The following is a 17,055-nucleotide window of genomic DNA, read 5'->3' as shown; positions in this document are numbered from 1 at the left end:
AGAAGAGGACACCATGATCAGACCCATCCGACTGATTGCACCGCTGGCGGCCGCCGTGCTGCTGGTGGGCTGTACCACGACCGATCCTTACACCGGACAGACTCAGCGTAGCCAGACCGGGACGGGGGCGGCCATCGGCGCTGCCGTCGGTGCTGCGGCCGGTGCCCTCAGTGGTGACGGCAGCACCAGTCGCCGCGATCGTGCCCTGATCGGCGCCGCTGTCGGGGCCGCTGCCGGCGGTGGCATCGGCGCCTACATGGATCGTCAGGAAGAGCAGCTGCGTCAGAGCACGCAGGGCACCGGCATCGGTGTCGATCGTCGCGGTGACGATATCGTGCTCAACATGCCGAGCGAGGTGACCTTCGGCTTCGATTCCAGCGACCTGACGCCGAACGCGCGCAATGCCCTCAACGACGTGGCAGCGGTGCTCCAGCAGTACCCCGACACCCTGGTCAACATCGGCGGCCATACCGATAGCACGGGGGATGCCGGCTACAATCAGCGTCTTTCCGAGCGTCGTGCCCAATCGGTGGGTAACTATTTGGCTCAGACCGGTGTATCACGCAATCGCTTGAACATGCGCGGCTATGGCGAGAGTCAGCCGGTGGCCAGCAATAACACCGAGCAGGGTCGAGCCCAGAACCGTCGGGTAGAGATTACCCTGTCGCCCATCGAGGACCGCTTCCAGCAGCAATAAGCCGGCACTCTGGTCCAGTACCACTCTGACCCGTCACTGTCCTGCAGTGGCGGGTCTCTTCGTCTTGACGTCTCACGGACTCTTTCATGCTTTCCTATCAGCATGCCTATCACGCGGGCAATTTCGCCGACGTTCACAAGCACATAATGCTCTTTGCGGTCATTGACCATCTTTTACGTAAGGAATCGCCAGTTACGTACATAGATACCCATGCCGGGCGTGGCCTCTACCCACTGGCGGCCGAAGAGACGGCGAGACTCGGGGAGTATCGTGAGGGCATAGCCCGGCTATGGCAGGCACGTGAACACCTGGTTAGCGATACCCTCCTCGCCGACTGGCTCGCTGCTGTCGGACGTGTCCAGGCGAGAGAAGATCGACTCGACCATTACCCCGGTTCGCCCTGGTGGTTGTCGGACCGATTACGTGCCGAGGATCGCCTGGCGCTCTTTGAATTGCACCCTGGCGAGCATGGGCACCTGAGCCAACAGGCACTGCCCGCCAATGCCCAGCGCATTTACGGTGACGGCCTGCAGGGGCTGTTGAAGCGACTGCCGGTGTCGACGCCTCGGCTTTGCGTTCTGGTTGACCCCAGCTACGAGCGCAAGACGGAGTATGGCGAGGTAGCCGAGACACTGCTCGAGGCCATGCGCAAGGCGCGCCATGCGGTGGTGCTGGTGTGGTATCCCCTGCTGCCCACGGGCCGCCACAGTGAGCTACTGGAGGGGTTGCGCCAGGGGGGATTGCGCAAGATCTGGCGTAGTGAGCTGAGGCTACGCGAACCTCAGGAGTCCGAGCGGGGCATGATCGGCAGCGGCATGCTCGTAATCAATCCTCCCTGGGGGCTCGATTCCCGGCTGGAAGCCGCCATGCAGCACGTCACGCCGCTACTGGGCACGAGCTGCCATCACCGTGGTGACTGGTGGGTCGGGGAATAGGCGGAGTTACTTGCCGATGCAGAAGCTGCCGAAGATCTCTCCCAGCAGATCGTCTGCGCTGAACTCCCCAGTGATCTCGCCCAGCGCCTGCTGGGCGTCACGCAAGTCCTCGGCAAGCAGCTCACCGGCCCCGAAGCCTGCGAGCTGTGCTTCTCCGTTGGCAAGTGCCCGTCCGGCCCGGTCCAGGGCCTCCAGGTGACGGCGGCGAGCCGAGAAACGTCCCTCGGTGGTAGTGGCATAGCCCATAACCGACTTCAGATGTTCCTTGAGATCATCCACGCCCGCCCCGCTTGTGGCTGAAAGCCGGATTACCGGGGTGGTGGCATCGGCATCGAAGCCAGGGGCCTCGTGACTGGCATCGATCTTGTTGCGGACCAGCGTCAGCCGCGAGGGATCACGAAGGCGAGCCACGAACTCGGGCCAGATGGCCATGGGGTCGATGGCCTCGGTGGTTGCGGCATCCACCATCAGCAGCACCCGATCGGCCTTCTCGATCTCTTCCCAGGCCCGGGCGACCCCGATCTTCTCCACCGCATCTGGCGTGTCGCGCAGACCGGCCGTATCGATGACATGCAGGGGCATGCCATCCAGGTGGATATGCTCCCTGAGCACGTCCCGGGTGGTGCCTTCGATGTCGGTGACGATGGCGGTGTTCTGCATGGTCAAGGCATTGAGCAGGCTCGACTTGCCGGCATTGGGACGACCGGCGATCACCACGCTCATGCCCTCCCGCATCAGGGCGCCCTGAGCGGCCGAGGCACGCACCTCAGCAAGTTCCGCCTGAATCGCGGCCAGCCGGCTGGCGACATGCCCGTCAGCCAGGAAGTCGATCTCCTCCTCGGGGAAGTCGATGGCCGCTTCGACGTAGATGCGCAGCTCGATCAACCGCTGGACCAGAGACGCCACGCGATGCGAGAACTCACCCTGAAGTGAACGCAGGGCGTTCTCGGCGGCTCCTCGGGAACTGGCTTCGATCAGGTCGGCGATGGCTTCCGCCTGAGCCAGGTCCAGCTTGTCGTTGAGGAAGGCGCGCTCCGAGAATTCACCGGGACGAGCAAGTCGCGCCCCCAGCTGAACGCAGCGCTCGAGTAGCAGGTCCATAAGCACCGGGCCACCGTGACCCTGAAGTTCCAGGACATCCTCGCCGGTGAAGGAGTGCGGGCCGGGGAAGAACAGCGCGATGCCCTCATCGATCACCGTGGATTCCCCGCGGAAGGAGCCATAGTGGGCGTATCGTGGGGTAGGGCAGTGGCCCACTACGGTTTCGGCGATCGTCGCGCAGCCGGGTCCCGAGAGGCGGATGATGCTCACTCCGCCACGCCCCGGCGGTGTGGCCAGGGCGGCGATGGTGTCCTGATCATGGAGACTGGCAGTCATCGACGGCTCCTATGCGGGAAGGGGGTATTGTCCGGGGCGGACCCAGCAAACGCTAGACCCCCGCCGGGGCGGGGGTCTAGAGAGGGATGAGACGGGTGGCGCTACTTGGTCTTCATACCCTTGCCGATATTCGGATCAGCTTCGATCTTGCGGGTGATCATGTACTGCTGAACGATGGACGTACAGTTGTTGACCACCCAGTAGATGACCAGGCCGGCCGGGAACCACAGGAAGAAGAAGGTGAAGACGATCGGCAGCATCTTCATGATCTTCGCCTGCATGGGATCCGGAGGCGTCGGGTTGAGCATCTGCTGGACGAACATCGAGCCACCCATCAGAAGCGGCAGAATGAAGTACGGATCCTTCACCGACAGGTCCTGGATCCAGAAAATGAAGGGCGCGTGACGCAACTCCACGGATTCCAGCAGCATCCAGTAGAGGGCGATGAACACCGGCATCTGTACCAGGATCGGCAGACAGCCACCCAGAGGATTGATCTTCTCCTTCTGGTAGAACTTCATCATTTCCTGGGACATCTTCTGGCGGTCGTCGCCGAACTGCTCCTTCAGGCGCTGCATCTCGGGACCCAGCTTGCGCATGCGGGCCATGGATTTGTAGGCCTTGGCGGAGAGTGGCCAAAGGGCCAGCTTTACCAACAAGGTCAACAGCACGATGGACCAGCCCCAGTTGCCGATCAGGTCGTGAATATGGTCCAGCAACCAGAACAGCGGGTTGGCGATGAACCACAGCCAGCCGAAGTCCACCGTCAGCTCCAGGTTGGGTGCCACGGCTTCCAGGCGCTCCTGTACCTTGGGCCCCATGTAGAGGGTCGCGCCAAGTGTTGTCTCACCATTGGCTGCCACGCTGCTGGTAGGGCCGGCGAAGGCGGCGACGTTGCGGCTACGTGAATCGGTGGTGGCGTAGAACAGGTTCTGCTGGTTCTGCGGTGGCACCCAGGCCGACGTGAAGTAGTGCTGGATGATGGCAACCCAGCCACCCTCGACGTCGCGGTTGTTGAAACTGCCTTCCTGGATTTCCTCGAAGTCGACCTTCAGGTAGCGATCCTCCGGGGTGGAATAGGCGGCACCGAGGAAGGACTGCATGCCCAGCGCCGGGCCGCTGGAGGGGTCGCTGCTGTTGTCGCGAGCCAACTGGCCGATGAAGCGAGCCGTGACCGGCTCCTCGGTGTTGTTGGCGAGGAAGTAGTTCACGTCGACCGCATAGCTGTCACGCTCGAAGGTAAGGCGCTTGATCACTTCCACGCCGTTCACTTCGGCGGTCAAATCGACCTCGAGACGCTCGTCGTTCTCGCCAAGACGATATTCGGTCGCCTCGGGAGAGAAGGTGATGCGGCCCTCGTGGCCCTCCAGCTGTAGCCCGGAGCGTGCCACGTAGCTGCGACTTTCGCTGTCGGAGAGCAGCACGTAGGGCCGTTCGGAGTCGAGGCTGAAGCGATGCTGGGGCAGCGCCGCGTAGACGATATCCCCCCCTTGAGGGTCGATGCGGACATCGAGCACGTCGGTGACCACGGCCACCAGGTCGCGACTTCCCGACATGGAAGCGGCTTCGCCGGGAATCTCCCCGGTGATGTCGTCTGGTGCACCGGCGCTTGCGGGGACCGAGAGGTCATCGCTACCCGAGGATGCCGGGTCCTGTCGAGCTCCTTCCGGGGCATTGCTGGTGATGCCGGGAGCTTGCGGCTCAGGGGTTACCTGCCCGTAGTCCTGATTCCACTGGACGATCAGCAGATAGGCGAGAACCGCCAGAGGAATCACGAGGAGAAGTCGTTTTACGTCCATGAGGAGTCTGCCCGATGGGTAGTGAACATTCCGATGGCGCAACGCAGGTCGCACGCCCGAGACATACGAAAGCCTGCCGGTGGCAGGCTGTACAACGCGTGCTGGTTGGCTGCATCCGAGGCAACAGCAAGGAGGGGCCCTGCGGGGAGGGCGGTGGTGGGACCCATGCTGGCACCGGTTCGCACCGATACGCTGAAGCGCTGGTCATCGTGCGCGGCCCGCGTCACCGCTATCCATGCTGGACGCGTCTCCTCCGCAGGACGCTCTGCGCGTCTCTCGCTCCAGGCGACGCCACATCCCGTGGAGCTGGCGATGCACGGTGGCATTGTCCAGTTCATGGACTCCTCGTCTTGCCAGTACCACGATATCCACCGAAGGCAGGCGATGTTGCTGAAGACGGATGGACTCTCGCACGATGCGCTTGAGGCGGTTTCGGTCGACGGCTCTGCGGACATTCTTCTTGCTGAAGATCAGGCCGAGGCGTGGATGATCTCGCTCATTGGGCGAGGCGAGGGCCATCAGCCCTTTGCCGTGGATCTTGAATGCAGCCGTTTCGAAGACACGTCGATAATCCCCGGCAGTCAGCAGTCGCAGTTGCCGGGGATAGCCCTGATTGACCACGTAAGAGCCGCGGTCAGGCGCTCAGGCGCTTGCGGCCCTTGGCACGACGACGTGCCAGTACAGCTCGACCATTCTTGGTGGCCATGCGCGCACGAAAGCCATGCACGCGCTTGCGCTTGAGTACGCTGGGTTGAAAAGTACGTTTCATAACTCGTTATTCCCACATGGTTTTTGGAACGAATCGATCATTCGGAGGCATCCGGATGCCGCTGACGGACCCGGGGGTATTCGGTTCAAGACCGGAAATTGTAGTGATTTCAGCGTCGCGGTGCAATTCTTCCCTGCGTCTCGATGCGGTCTGCAAGGTATGTGGCCCAGCTTCTCAGTCCACTGTCGTCGCGGCAGGTTCGCTGCCATGGATTGGGATCCTGTTATCACTATTGGGGACAGATATTGTGGAAAAGTCTTTTATATAATTTAATATCAATGATTTGTGGCTATGTCCTTGCTGTGTACAAGGTGGGGATGTGGTGGGGATGGCCGGCAACGGGGTCAGTCACAATGGAGGCATGGTCTGGCTTGGATCTTGAGGCCTGTGCCCACTTCAGGGTTGCCGAAAGGTTTTCCACAGGTAGTGTGGCTGCCGGCGCCATGTGGATAACCCTGCCACTGAACGATACAATAGGCGGCCGTTTTCGATGCAATGGTGAGGTCGCGTGTCACTGGCTCTATGGCAACAATGTCTGGATACCCTTCAGGATGAACTGAATTCCCAACAGTTCAATACCTGGATCCGCCCGTTGCAGGCGGAAGAAGGGGACTCCAACCAGTTGCGCCTGCTGGCGCCTAATCGCTTTGTGCGTGACTGGGTCAGCGACAAGTATGCCAAGCGAATCAATGAGCTGATGCGTGAACTCTCGCCTGCCAAGCCGCCCAAGGTGGTGTTGGCCGTCGGCAGTCGCCGCGCTGCTCCAAGCCCGCAGCCTCGAGAACTGGGCAATCCCGTCTCGGCAGCACGGAGCCCTGCCGCTCCGGCGGTCCAGGTACCTCCTCGGGGAGACGTGGCAGACGAACGCGAGATCGATCAACTTCGCGAGGAAGGCCCTAACCAACGGCGGGGCGGCGAGCGCCAGGTGCAGGTAGAGGGAAGCCTCAAGCACAGCAGTGGCCTCAACCCCAACTTCACCTTCGAAACCTTTGTCGAGGGCAAGTCGAATCAGCTGGCCAGAGCGGCTTCCCGCCAGGTGTCCGAGAATCCCGGGGGTGCCTACAATCCGCTGTTCCTCTACGGTGGGGTGGGGCTGGGCAAGACCCACCTGATGCATGCGGTAGGCAATGCCCTGGCAACGCGCCGCGAGAATGCCCAAGTGGTCTACCTGCATTCCGAACGTTTCGTGGCCGACATGGTCAAGGCCCTTCAGCTCAATGCCATCAACGACTTCAAGCGCTTCTATCGCAGCGTCGATGCGCTACTGATCGACGATATCCAGTTCTTCGCCGGCAAGGAACGCTCCCAGGAGGAGTTTTTCCATACCTTCAATGCGCTGCTTGAGGGCGGCCAGCAGATGATCCTGACGTCTGATCGATATCCCAAGGAAATCAGCGGAGTAGAAGAGCGTCTGAAGTCACGTTTTGGCTGGGGGCTGACGGTAGCGATCGAGCCGCCCGAATTGGAGACCCGAGTCGCAATCCTGATGAAGAAGGCGGATCAGGCCAAGGTCGATCTTCCTCACGATGCTGCCTTCTTTATCGCCCAGAAGATCCGCTCCAATGTGCGCGAGTTGGAAGGCGCCCTGAAGAAAGTGATCGCTGACTCCCACTTCATGGGCAAGACGATCACTCAGGATTTCATCCGCGAATCCCTTAAGGATCTGCTGGCGCTGCAGGATAAACAGGTCGGCGTGGATAACATTCAGCGTACCGTGGCCGAGTATTACAAGATAAAGCTTGCTGACCTGCTCTCCAAGCGTCGCTCTCGCTCGGTGGCCCGGCCTCGTCAGGTTGCCATGGCCCTGGCCAAGGAACTGACCAACCATAGCTTGCCGGAGATCGGTGACGCCTTCGGTGGTCGGGATCACACCACCGTGTTGCATGCCTGCCGCAAGGTGAAGTCGCTGCAGGAGGAGAGTTCGGATATCCGCGAGGACTACAAGAATCTGCTGCGGCTGTTGACCAGCTGAACGCAATACCTGCGGTCGGGTCGCCGGCCTCAACCTCTCCAGGACAAGTAGTGGAGCCGACATGAAATTTACCATCTCCCGAGAAGCGCTGCTGCGCCCGCTGACGCTGGTGGCCGGCGTGGTGGAACGACGCCAGACGCTCCCGGTACTCTCCAATGTGCTGATTCAGGTTGACCAGGATCAGGTGTCTCTTACGGGTACGGATCTCGAAGTCGAACTGATCGGCCGTACCGCCGCCAGCCTGGTGGAAGAGCCAGGGTCCGCTACCTTGCCGGCTCGCAAGCTCATGGATATCTGCAAGTCACTGCCGGATCAGTCCGAGATACAGCTTTCGGTCGAGGAGAGCAGGGCGGTGTTGCGCAGTGGTCGTTCGCGTTTCACGCTTTCGACCCTCCCGGTGGCCGAGTTTCCCAATATCGAGGACGATCCCGGGAAGGTAGAGCTCAGTCTGCCGCGAGGCACACTGAAGCACCTGATCGATGCGACGTCATTCGCGATGGCTCAGCAGGATGTCCGCTATTACCTCAATGGCATGCTTCTCGAGATGGGCAACAACCTGGTGCGCACGGTGGCTACTGACGGCCATCGTCTTGCCGTCTGTTCGCGCTCAGCGGACATCCGGGTGGAGCCTTCTCAGAAACTGATCGTGCCGCGCAAGGGTGTCCTGGAGTTGGTGCGCCTGCTCGATGACGGCGAGGAACCCGTCAGTCTGACGCTCGGTGCCAGCCATGTGCGGGCCCACACAGGCGACTTCACCTTCACCTCCAAACTGGTCGATGGCAAGTTTCCCGACTACGAAAGGGTAGTGCCGCGCGGCGGTGACAAGGTCTTCATCGCCGATCGCGCCGAGTTACGGCAGGTGCTGTCGCGCACGGCCATCCTCTCCAATGAGAAGTACCGCGGGGTACGCCTGAATCTCGAGGAAGGCAATCTTAGGGTAATGGCCAACAACCCCGAACAGGAAGAAGCCGAGGAAAATGTTGCCATCGAGTACAGCGGGCCGGCCATGGAAATCGGTTTCAACGTCGGCTATCTCGTCGATGTGCTCAGCGTGCTGGACGAGGATCGGGTGCAGATGACCCTGGCCGACCCCAATAGCAGTGCGCTGATGGAAGAGCCCGGCGGTGGCGACGCCATGTATGTCGTCATGCCGATGCGCCTTTGAGGTGTCGGCAGGTGGTACCCTCGCCGGGTGCCACCGGCATGATGGTCGTTCCTGTCTGATGTCTGTCGAACGTCTCTCTTTCCATGGCCTGCGCAACTTCGAGGCTGTGGACCTCTCCCCGGGTCCACGCATCAACCTTTTGATTGGCGCTAACGGCAGTGGCAAGACCAGTCTGCTGGAGGGTATCTACGTTCTTGGCATGGGGCGTTCCTTTCGCGTTCGCCAGCTTCGTCATGCCATCGCTCACGATGCCGAGGTCATGACGCTTCATGGCCGCCTGGTCGGCGATCCGCCGACGACCATCGGCATACGCCGCTCTCGCGAGGGCAGCGATCTTGAAATGCGCTTGGGGGGTGAGCGTCTGGAGCGAGTCTCACGCCTCGTCGAGACCCTGCCACTTCAGTTGATCAACCCAGATGCCTTTCGTCTTCTCGAGGGGCCTCCGTCCGGACGACGGGAGTTTCTGGACTGGGGTGTGTTTCACGTGAAACATGGCTTTCTCGATGTCTGGCGGCGTTTTCGACGCGCGCTGAAACATCGGAATGCCCTTCTCAGGCATGGTAGAATGGACGTTGTTTCTCTGGATGCCTGGGAAAAGGAACTGGTGCTCTGGAGCACCCGACTGGATAGCATGCGTCGCGAATGGGTCGAGGCATTTATCCCGGTGTTCGAGGATACGCTAGCTGAGCTGATCAGATTGCCCGGGCTGAAGCTACGCTATGCTCGCGGCTGGGACCGAAAGCGAGAACTCGTGCATATTCTTCGCGATGCACGTGACACCGATCGACAGATGGGCTTTACCCAGCAAGGGCCGCAGCGCGCCGAGCTGGGGATCCGTCTCGGCAAGCGACCGGCGGTAGAAGTACTGTCCCGGGGTCAACAGAAGCTGGTGGTGAGTGCCCTGAAGCTGGCCCAGGGACGTCTGCTGGAGCAGGCCACTCGACGTACCTGCATCTACCTGATCGACGACCTTCCTGCCGAACTGGACCTGGAACATCGCCGGGTTTTCTGTGATTGGCTGGAGCGTATGCGCTGCCAGGTGTTCATTACCAGCGTCGATCCCGATGCTCTTACAGGTCTCTGGCAGACGGACACCCAAGTGGCGATGTTCCACGTGAAACATTCCGAATCGGGGCAGGGACAGCTGCTGCCAATGGACAGAAAGACTTCATGACGGAGTGGTCAATGAGCGAACAGGCTTACGACTCATCGAGCATCAAGGTTCTCAAGGGGCTGGATGCCGTACGCAAACGGCCAGGCATGTACATCGGGGACACCGACGACGGCACGGGCCTGCACCATATGGTGTTCGAGCTGGTGGACAACTCCATTGATGAAGCTCTGGCCGGATACTGCAGCGAGATTCGCGTCATTATCCATCCAGATGAATCGGTTACCGTGACCGACAACGGCCGGGGCGTTCCGACCGATATTCACGAGGAAGAGGGTGTGTCGGCAGCCGAAGTGATCATGACGGTGCTGCATGCCGGTGGCAAGTTCGACGATAACTCCTACAAGGTGTCCGGCGGCCTCCACGGCGTGGGGGTCTCTGTCGTCAATGCCCTGTCCGAGGAGCTGAAACTGACCATCTGGCGTGCTGGCCAGGTGTATGAACAGCTCTACCATCACGGTGTTGCCGATGCACCGCTTTCAGTGGTGGGCAAGACGGAGCAGAGCGGAACCCGCGTTCACTTCCGCCCCTCCGCCGAGACCTTTCACAATATCGAGTTCCATTACGATATTCTGGCCAAGCGCCTCAGGGAGCTCTCCTTCCTCAACTCTGGCGTGGCCATCCGCCTGATGGACGAGCGGAGTGGAAAGGAGGAACTGTTTCATTACGAAGGCGGTCTCAAGGCCTTCGTCAACCACCTGAATACCAATAAGACGGTGCTCAACCCCGTCTTTCACTTCAACGCTGAGCGTGAGGATGGTGTCGGCGTTGAGGTGGCGATGCAGTGGAACGATACCTTCTCAGAGAACATTTTCTGCTACACCAATAACATCCCCCAGCGGGATGGCGGGACCCATCTGGCCGGTTTCCGCGCGGCTCTGACGCGCTCGCTCAACCACTACATCGAAGCCGAGGGCCTGCTCAAGAAGGCCAAGGTCAATACCTCAGGAGACGATGCCCGCGAGGGGCTGACGGCGATCATCTCGGTGAAGGTGCCGGATCCGAAGTTCTCCGCGCAGACCAAGGATAAGCTGGTCTCCTCGGAGGTAAAGACGGCGGTAGAGCAGGAGATGGGACGGCTTTTCTCGGAATACCTGGTCGAGAAGCCCAACGAAGCCAAGGCCATCGTCAACAAGATGCTGGATGCGGCTCGAGCCCGCGAGGCCGCGCGCAAGGCACGTGACATGACCCGGCGCAAAGGGGCTCTAGACATCGCTGGCCTGCCGGGCAAGCTGGCCGACTGTCAGGAGAAAGACCCCAGTCTCTCGGAACTCTTCCTCGTCGAGGGCGACTCGGCCGGTGGCAGTGCCAAGCAGGGCCGGGATCGACGCACACAAGCCATCCTGCCGCTCAAGGGCAAGATTCTTAACGTCGAGAAAGCCCGCTTTGACAAGATGCTCTCCTCGGCCGAGGTTGGCACGCTGATTACCGCCTTGGGCTGTGGTATCGGGCGAGAGGAGTTCGATCCCGACAAGCTCCGCTATCACTCCATCATCATCATGACCGATGCGGACGTGGACGGATCACACATCCGGACCCTGCTGTTGACCTTCTTCTTTCGCCAGATGTCTCAGCTCATCGAGCGTGGTCATGTCTTCATCGCCCAGCCGCCGCTCTACAAGATCAAGCGCGGCAAGCAGGAGCTCTATCTTAAGGATGAGCAGGCGATGATCGATTACCTGACGACCACCGCTCTTGATGGAGCCCGTCTGCATGTCAACGCGGATGCCCCCGGCATCGGTGGTGCCCAGTTGGAAGCCCTCGTCAATCAGTATCGTGATGTGATGAAGCGTATCGATCGCCTGTCGCGCGTCTACCCCAACGTGGTGCTGCGCAAGATCGTCCACGCGGCACACCTCGATGGCGAGCAGAGTCTGCGCGATCGCGTCACCATGGAGAACTGGATCGAGTACCTCCAGGCCGAGATGGATGCGCTCGTCTCCTATGAAGGGGGGCCGCGATACACTTTCCGCCTCGAGGAGGATGGAGAGCGCGGCATCTTTCTGCCGGCGGTGACGCTGACGGCACATGGCGTCACCACCGACTATGTCTGGGGGATCGAGTTCTTCACCAGCGTCGACTATCGTGCCATGGCGAGTCTCGGCGAGACCCTGGATGGTCTGCTCGAGGCTGGAAGCTACGTGGCCCGTGGGGAGCGGAAGAGGTCCGTGGCAACCTTCTACGATGCGCTGGAATGGCTGATGGCCGAGGCCCAGCGGGGTCTTTCCATCCAGCGCTACAAGGGGCTCGGTGAGATGAACCCCGATCAGCTCTGGGAGACGACCATGAACCCGGACACTCGGCGCATGCTGCGGGTGTCCATCGAAGATGCGGTTGCCGCCGACATGATGTTCAATACCCTGATGGGTGACGAAGTTGAGCCCCGGCGCGACTTCATCGAGCGCTTTGCCCTGGTGGCCAACCTGGATATCTGATGGCGTAGACAGGATGTTCCACGTGAAACATCACAGCGCCTGAGAGGCATCACGACGACAAGGCCGGCCATTGAGGCCGGCCTTGTTTCATGTGTGCCAGGCATGGCGCGCAGCGCCTAGCCGTCGCGGCCATTAAGACCCATGTTACCGCCGGCCACCGCCGGGTGGTCGACCTCGACCTGGAAGCCTTCTTCGACCGAGTGAACCACGACCTGCTGATGGCGCGGATCGCGCACCGCGTCCGCGATAAGCGGCTGCAGCGCCTGATGCAAAGTGTCCGCGAGATCCTCAAGCGTGGCAGGGACGTAACCTCCGAGGGCGATCAAGGAGTTGACCCCGGTCCCCCGGGGCTGGGCCAGCTATTTCGCCCTCGTCGTCGTGAAGCGCCCGCTGGAAGCGCTAGATCAATAGGTACGGCGCCGACCGCGTTGCCTGATCTGGCGGCAATGGAAGCGTCCGGCGACTCGGCGCCGCAAGCCTCTGGCGCTGGGTCTGGACGACCAGCGTGCCTGGAAATCAGCGGGGAATGGGTGGCCCCTGGTGGAATGCCGGCGCTCTGCATATGCGCCATGCCTTGCCTAACAGTTGGTTCCGTCAGCAGGGAATGGTCTCGGTACTCGGGACGGTAAGAGGGCTTCGTCGTTCTTCATGAACCGCCATGGTACGGAACCATATGCCCGGTGGTGTGAGAGGACGGGGGAGGCAACTCTCTCCTACTCGATCCAGCGAGGGGTTTTCCCGAGAGTAGTGTCTGGCGTGTTGCTGCTGTTCTTCGACAATAGCCATTCTACGAAGGCAGTCAGGTCATCGAAGAGCATCACGCCTCCGAGTCCATCTCCCTTCTTCTCCGTCCGACGTCCCTTGCCGGTGCGAACCAGTACCGGCCGGCATCCCATTGCCTTGCCGGCCTGCAGGTCTCGTAGGCTGTCACCGACCATCCAGCTGCCGTCAAGGCTGTCCAGTGCCAATGCCTCCTGAACCTCTTCCAGCAAGCCGGGCAGGGGCTTGCGACATTCACAGCCGTCATCCGGGCCATGAGGGCAGTGGGCGATGTACGCTATTTCTCCGCCTGCTTCGTGAACAATCTCTGTGAGCCGATCATGAATCGCATGCAACGTCTCGGTGTCATAGTAGCCGCGGGCAATGCCGGATTGATTGGTGGCCACGGTCACCGTCCAACCGGCACGGCTCAGCCTGGCGATGGCCTCGATGGCGGCAGGATAGGGGATCCATTCATCGAGAGACTTCACATACTCATCCGAGTCTTGGTTGATGACGCCATCACGATCAAGGATAACGAGTCGGTCGGCTGTGAACATAAGGGGCAGACTCCCTGGAAATGTCTTTTCTCCAGGGGAGGAGTGTTTCACGTGGAACATACCCTGCCAAGCGGCCAAGCGGCCAAGCGGCCAAGCGGCCAAGCGGCCAAGCGGCCAAGCGGCCAAGCGGCCAAGCGGCCAAGCGGCCAAGGTAGGACGGGAAGGGGGGAGAGGGGAAAGGGAAGGAGAGAGCGAAAGGAGAGTGCCGTGTAAGCCCAAGGCCGGCTTTCCTCGCACCGAACTGGGTGCCGCTGTCTCTTGCACATACAGATGTTCCACGTGAAACATCAACAATCGACATGAAAAAGGCCGGCGATCGCTCGCCGGCCTCGATCTCACCAGACGCTGCGTTACTGCTGCAGCAGGGCAATATCCGCGACTTCCAGGAAGAGGGCCTGGAGGCCGGCGAGCAGGGCCAACCGGTTACGGCGAACCGCCGGGTCCTCGGCCATGACCATGACTTGGTCGAAGAAGGTGTCCACTGGCTCGCGCAGGCCCGCCAGGGCATCCAGCGCCTCGCTGTAGCGCGCTTCGGCGAAGAGCGGCATCACCGCTTCACGGCGAGACGCCAGGGCCTCGTAGAGCGCCTGCTCAGCGGGCTCTTGGAGCAGGTCGGCTTCCACTTCGGTGCTGCCGTCGTGCTGTTGCTTGCTGAGGATGTTGGAGACGCGCTTGTTGGCAGAGGCCAGGGCGGCGGCCTCCTCGCGACGAGAGAAACCCTGGACGGCGCGCAAGCGACGAGCGAAGTCCAAGGGCTGGGTCACCGGGCGTGCCCGAACCGCCAGGTAGACCTCGGTATCGATACCCTCGTCGCGTGCCCAGGCGCGGAAGCGGTCGAGCATGTAGGTGAGCACCTCGTCCACCAACCCTTCGGCGTAGGGCAACTCCTGGTGCTGCGCTGCGGCCAACTCCAGCAATTCACGCAGGTCGAGGGCAAGCTTGCCCTTGACCAGGATGTTGATCACCCCAATGGCGGCGCGCCGCAAGGCGAAGGGGTCCTTGGTGCCGCTGGGTCGCTGGCCGATGCCGAAGATACCGGTGAGGGTATCGAGACGATCGGCCAGTGCCAGCGCCAGGCCGGTGCGGGTCCGGGGGATCGCGTCGCTGGCGAAGCGCGGCAGGTACTGCTCCTCCAGGGCCTGGGCCACCTCGGCGGCCTCGCCGTCGTTGGCGGCGTAGTAGCGTCCCATGATGCCTTGGAGTTCCGGGAACTCGAGGACCATCTCGGTGACCAGGTCGCACTTGCCGAGCTCAGCGGCGCGCCGTGCCTGAGCCACGTCACCGTCGATGCGACCGGCGATGAAGGCCGCCACGGCGGCGCTGCGATGCGCCTTGTCGGCCAGGGTCCCGAGCTTCTTCTGGAACACCACGCCGGCCAGCTCCGGAGCTCGGTCCGCCAGCGGGCGGCGGCGATCGGTGTCGTAGAAGAAGGCGGCATCGGCCAGGCGTGGGCGGATCACCTTCTCGTTGCCCTGGATGACCTGTTCCGGCTCGTGGCTGTCGATGTTGGCGATGGTGATAAAGAGCGGTTTGAGCTGATCCTGCTGATCCAGCAGGTGGAAGTATTTCTGGTTGGCCTTCATGGAAGAGATCAGGCACTCGGCAGGCACCTCGAGGAAGCGCTCGTCGAAGCTGCCGGTCAGGGCCACGGGCCACTCCACCAGACCGCTGACCTCGACAAGCAACTCCTCGTCAATCACTGCGGTCGCATCCTGGACCTCGGCCTCGGCCAGCACCTGCTCGCGAATGCGCTCACGCCGTTTGTCGCGGTCGGCCAACACCCAGGCCTGTTCCAGGGCACCAAGGTAGTCGTCGGCGTGAGCCAGATCGATAGGCGCTGGTGCGTGGAAGCGGTGGCCACGGGTGGTGCGTCCCGACTGCAGACCCAGGGCACTGGCTTCGACGACCTCGCTGCCGTAGAGCATGACCAGCCAGTGAACAGGACGGGAGAACTCCACTCGCGAGGCACCCCAGCGCATGTTCTTGGGTACCGGCAGGGCACCGATGGCCTTCTCGACGATGGCGGGGAGCAGGGTCGTGGTGGCTTCGCCCTGCTGCTGCTCGCGGTAGCCGAGCCAGGTGCCCTTGTCGTTCTCCAGGTGGATCAGCTCATCGACGCCGACACCGCAGGAGCGAGCAAAGCCTTCGGCGGCGCGCGTCGGCTGGCCATCCTTGAAGGCGGCGGCCAAAGCCGGGCCACGACGTTCGACCTCGCGGTCGGGCTGCTTGTCGGCCAACTCGCGCACCTGCACAGCCAGGCGACGCGGACCGCCCAACGCGAGGGTCTCGCTGAAGTCGATCTCGGCCTCGGCGAGACCCTGTCGAATGCCCTCGGCAAGGGCATCGGAGAGGTTGTCGATGGCGCCTGGCGGCAGTTCCTCGACGCCCAGTTCGACCAGTAGGGTAGTGGCAGCCATCACGCGTCTCCCTGTTCGGCAAGCAGTTCGTGGCGCAAGGCTTCGGGGGCCAGCGGGAAGCCGGCGGCCTTGCGCGAGTCAAAGTAGGCCTGGGCCACGTCACGGGCCATGGTGCGCACGCGCAGGATGTAGCGCTGGCGTTCGGTCACCGAGATGGCGTGCCGGGCATCCAGCAGATTGAAGGTGTGCGATGCCTTGAGCACCTGTTCGTAGGCAGGCAGCGGCAGGCTGGCATCCAGCAGTTTGGTGCATTCGCGCTCCTGGTGGTCGAAGGAGGCGAAGAGGAAGTCGACGTCGGCGTGTTCGAAATTGTAGGCAGACTGCTCGCGCTCGTTCTGCAGGTAGACATCGCCGTAGGTAACGCGGCTGCCATCCGGCGCCACCGTCCAGACCAGGTCATAGACGCTGTCGACGTCCTGCAGGTACATGGCAATGCGTTCCAGACCATAGGTGAGCTCGCCGGTGACCGGGTAGCACTCCAGGCCGCCGGCCTGCTGGAAGTAGGTGAACTGGGTCACTTCCATGCCGTTGAGCCAGACTTCCCAACCCAGGCCCCAGGCGCCGAGAGTGGGAGACTCCCAGTTGTCCTCGACAAAGCGGATGTCATGGACCAATGGATCGAGACCCAGGTGCTTCAGAGAGCCCAGGTAGAGCTCCTGCAACTCGATGGGGGAGGGCTTCATTACTACCTGAAACTGGTAGTAGTGCTGCAGGCGATTCGGGTTCTCGCCATACCGGCCATCGGTGGGGCGGCGGGAAGGCTGAACATAGGCCGCGTTCCAGGTCTCGGGGCCGATGGAACGCAGGAAGGTGGCGGTGTGGAAGGTGCCGGCCCCCACCTCCATATCCAGGGGCTGAAGGATCACGCAGCCTTGATCGGCCCAGTACTGCTGCAGGGCAAGGATCAGGCCCTGAAAGGTTGTCACGTCTGGCGACGACTGAGTCATTGGTAGCACCGTTGGCCATGAATTCACGGGCCGTCAAGTATACAATCACCGG

15 protein-coding genes are annotated in these 17,055 nt (G+C 61.7%); 7 read left to right on the top strand and 8 right to left on the bottom strand.

What is annotated here, in order from left to right:
* The first annotated feature begins 13 nt into the window (after nucleotides 1-13).
* A complete protein-coding gene (locus FHR95_RS10535; RefSeq protein ID WP_183314343.1) occupies nucleotides 14-697 on the top strand; it encodes a YiaD family glycine zipper/OmpA-like lipoprotein in 684 nt (227 codons plus the stop codon).
* 86 nt (nucleotides 698-783) lie between these two features.
* Complete coding sequence (locus tag FHR95_RS10530; protein WP_183314342.1) at nucleotides 784-1,632, top strand: 23S rRNA (adenine(2030)-N(6))-methyltransferase RlmJ; 849 nt, start codon at nucleotides 784-786, stop codon at nucleotides 1,630-1,632.
* A 6-nt stretch (nucleotides 1,633-1,638) separates the two neighbouring features.
* On the opposite strand, the gene mnmE is transcribed toward FHR95_RS10530, so the two are convergent.
* From mnmE to rpmH, 4 genes are all read right to left on the bottom strand, one after another.
* Entirely contained in the window at nucleotides 1,639-3,009 is a 1,371-nt protein-coding gene (mnmE, locus tag FHR95_RS10525) for a tRNA uridine-5-carboxymethylaminomethyl(34) synthesis GTPase MnmE (RefSeq protein WP_183314341.1), read from the bottom strand.
* 101 nt (nucleotides 3,010-3,110) lie between these two features.
* Nucleotides 3,111-4,808, bottom strand: a complete 1,698-nt coding sequence (yidC, locus tag FHR95_RS10520) for a membrane protein insertase YidC (protein WP_183314340.1) — start codon at nucleotides 4,806-4,808, stop codon at nucleotides 3,111-3,113.
* A gap of 204 nt (nucleotides 4,809-5,012) precedes the next feature.
* Nucleotides 5,013-5,429, bottom strand: a complete 417-nt coding sequence (gene rnpA / locus FHR95_RS10515; RefSeq protein WP_082042493.1) for a ribonuclease P protein component — start codon at nucleotides 5,427-5,429, stop codon at nucleotides 5,013-5,015.
* 13 nt (nucleotides 5,430-5,442) lie between these two features.
* Nucleotides 5,443-5,577 carry a 50S ribosomal protein L34 gene (gene rpmH / locus FHR95_RS10510; protein ID WP_010626003.1) on the bottom strand — a complete coding sequence of 45 codons (135 nt, stop codon included), beginning with the start codon at nucleotides 5,575-5,577 and terminating at the stop codon, nucleotides 5,443-5,445.
* A 508-nt stretch (nucleotides 5,578-6,085) separates the two neighbouring features.
* On the opposite strand from rpmH, the gene dnaA reads away from it, so the two are divergent.
* The 4 genes from dnaA (at nucleotide 6,086) to gyrB (ending at nucleotide 12,320) form a co-directional block, all read left to right on the top strand.
* A complete protein-coding gene (gene dnaA, locus FHR95_RS10505; RefSeq protein ID WP_183314339.1) occupies nucleotides 6,086-7,549 on the top strand; it encodes a chromosomal replication initiator protein DnaA in 1,464 nt (487 codons plus the stop codon).
* A gap of 61 nt (nucleotides 7,550-7,610) precedes the next feature.
* Entirely contained in the window at nucleotides 7,611-8,714 is a 1,104-nt protein-coding gene (dnaN, locus tag FHR95_RS10500) for a DNA polymerase III subunit beta (protein WP_040183623.1), read from the top strand.
* Nucleotides 8,715-8,772: 58 nt separating this feature from the next.
* A complete protein-coding gene (gene recF, locus FHR95_RS10495) occupies nucleotides 8,773-9,888 on the top strand; it encodes a DNA replication/repair protein RecF (protein ID WP_183314388.1) in 1,116 nt (371 codons plus the stop codon).
* 11 nt (nucleotides 9,889-9,899) lie between these two features.
* Nucleotides 9,900-12,320 carry a DNA topoisomerase (ATP-hydrolyzing) subunit B gene (gene gyrB, locus FHR95_RS10490; protein ID WP_040183625.1) on the top strand — a complete coding sequence of 807 codons (2,421 nt, stop codon included), beginning with the start codon at nucleotides 9,900-9,902 and terminating at the stop codon, nucleotides 12,318-12,320.
* A gap of 116 nt (nucleotides 12,321-12,436) precedes the next feature.
* Here gyrB and FHR95_RS17150 read toward each other — a convergent pair whose 3' ends face one another.
* A complete protein-coding gene (locus FHR95_RS17150) occupies nucleotides 12,437-12,646 on the bottom strand; it encodes a hypothetical protein (protein WP_246378509.1) in 210 nt (69 codons plus the stop codon).
* 4 nt (nucleotides 12,647-12,650) lie between these two features.
* Here FHR95_RS17150 and FHR95_RS17145 point away from each other — a divergent pair, with 4 nt between their 5' ends.
* Complete coding sequence (locus tag FHR95_RS17145; RefSeq protein ID WP_246378525.1) at nucleotides 12,651-12,731, top strand: group II intron maturase-specific domain-containing protein; 81 nt, start codon at nucleotides 12,651-12,653, stop codon at nucleotides 12,729-12,731.
* Between the two features lie 302 nt (nucleotides 12,732-13,033).
* Here FHR95_RS17145 and gmhB read toward each other — a convergent pair whose 3' ends face one another.
* The 3 genes from gmhB to glyQ form a co-directional block, all read right to left on the bottom strand.
* Nucleotides 13,034-13,639: a D-glycero-beta-D-manno-heptose 1,7-bisphosphate 7-phosphatase gene (gene gmhB, locus FHR95_RS10480; protein ID WP_183314338.1), complete on the bottom strand. Its 606-nt coding sequence runs from the start codon at nucleotides 13,637-13,639 to the stop codon at nucleotides 13,034-13,036.
* Nucleotides 13,640-13,989: 350 nt separating this feature from the next.
* Complete coding sequence (gene glyS / locus FHR95_RS10475) at nucleotides 13,990-16,056, bottom strand: glycine--tRNA ligase subunit beta (RefSeq protein ID WP_183314337.1); 2,067 nt, start codon at nucleotides 16,054-16,056, stop codon at nucleotides 13,990-13,992.
* The gene (gene glyQ, locus FHR95_RS10470) at nucleotides 16,056-17,003 is read right to left on the bottom strand and encodes a glycine--tRNA ligase subunit alpha (RefSeq protein WP_183314336.1); all 948 of its coding nucleotides are present in this window, start codon (nucleotides 17,001-17,003) and stop codon (nucleotides 16,056-16,058) included. Before glyQ ends, glyS begins: the two co-directional genes overlap by 1 nt.
* Nucleotides 17,004-17,055 lie beyond the last annotated feature (52 nt).

It is taken from the genome of Halomonas fontilapidosi, assembly GCF_014192285.1.
In the GTDB taxonomy this organism is placed as follows: domain Bacteria; phylum Pseudomonadota; class Gammaproteobacteria; order Pseudomonadales; family Halomonadaceae; genus Halomonas; species Halomonas fontilapidosi.
This window is presented reverse-complemented; position numbering and strand designations above follow the sequence as displayed.

Excerpts from the sequence above, each read along its gene's own strand:
- gyrB (WP_040183625.1), top strand. The coding sequence starts at position 9,900 with ATGAGCGAACAGGCTTACGACTCATCGAGCATCAAGGTTCTCAAGGGG.
- gmhB (WP_183314338.1), bottom strand. The coding sequence starts at position 13,639 with ATGTTCACAGCCGACCGACTCGTTATCCTTGATCGTGATGGCGTCATC.
- dnaN (WP_040183623.1), top strand. The coding sequence starts at position 7,611 with ATGAAATTTACCATCTCCCGAGAAGCGCTGCTGCGCCCGCTGACGCTG.
- FHR95_RS10535 (WP_183314343.1), top strand. The coding sequence starts at position 14 with ATGATCAGACCCATCCGACTGATTGCACCGCTGGCGGCCGCCGTGCTG.
- recF (WP_183314388.1), top strand. The coding sequence starts at position 8,773 with ATGTCTGTCGAACGTCTCTCTTTCCATGGCCTGCGCAACTTCGAGGCT.
- glyS (WP_183314337.1), bottom strand. The coding sequence starts at position 16,056 with ATGGCTGCCACTACCCTACTGGTCGAACTGGGCGTCGAGGAACTGCCG.
- rpmH (WP_010626003.1), bottom strand. The coding sequence starts at position 5,577 with ATGAAACGTACTTTTCAACCCAGCGTACTCAAGCGCAAGCGCGTGCAT.
- glyQ (WP_183314336.1), bottom strand. The coding sequence starts at position 17,003 with ATGACTCAGTCGTCGCCAGACGTGACAACCTTTCAGGGCCTGATCCTT.
- FHR95_RS10530 (WP_183314342.1), top strand. The coding sequence starts at position 784 with ATGCTTTCCTATCAGCATGCCTATCACGCGGGCAATTTCGCCGACGTT.
- mnmE (WP_183314341.1), bottom strand. The coding sequence starts at position 3,009 with ATGACTGCCAGTCTCCATGATCAGGACACCATCGCCGCCCTGGCCACA.
- yidC (WP_183314340.1), bottom strand. The coding sequence starts at position 4,808 with ATGGACGTAAAACGACTTCTCCTCGTGATTCCTCTGGCGGTTCTCGCC.